Genomic DNA, 568 nt, shown 5'->3' on the forward strand with positions numbered 1-568 from the left:
AGACAGTCGTCGTAGCCGGCCAGGAGTCCGGCTGCCCCGGCCTGGGCGACCGAGATCGCCGACGAGTCCTTCTGCGACATCAGGGGCGTCTCCGCCAGGCCCCAGGGCAGGGCGAGTTCGGGGTCGAGGGGGTCGATGTCCACCTGGGTGCCGGGCACGAACCCGGTGGAGCACAGGTACGACACACAGGTGTCGTCGGTGAGGGCGAGGAAGCCGTGCACCAGGCCCTCGGCGACGAACAGTGCTTCGCCCGACTCCGCGGACATCCAGTTCGCCTCGTGCACGCCCCAGGTCGGGGATCCGACCCGCAGGTCCACGACGATGTCGAGGACGGCGCCGCGCACCACGCACACCACTTTGGCCTGGCCCGGCGGCAGGAGCGTGCCGTGCAGCCCGCGCAGGGTGTGACGGCGCGAGACCGAGTAGTTCACCTGCGCCACCGGCACGGGGCGGCCGATCTCCTCGGCCAGCCGGTCGTGCCGGAACGACTCGTAGAAGCTGCCGCGTTCGTCCAGGAACTGATGCGGCGTGATGTGGTAGGCGTCCGGCACAGCCATCTCTCGAACCT

At 70.1% G+C, this 568-nt stretch carries 1 protein-coding gene; it reads right to left on the minus strand.

The window, feature by feature from the left end; translation table 11 throughout:
* Positions 1-568: dTDP-4-dehydrorhamnose 3,5-epimerase family protein (locus AWZ10_RS40175; RefSeq protein ID WP_341846116.1), on the minus strand; the 568-nt coding region annotated here is incomplete at both ends.

This window comes from Streptomyces europaeiscabiei (genome assembly GCF_001550375.1).
GTDB lineage: Bacteria > Actinomycetota > Actinomycetes > Streptomycetales > Streptomycetaceae > Streptomyces > Streptomyces europaeiscabiei.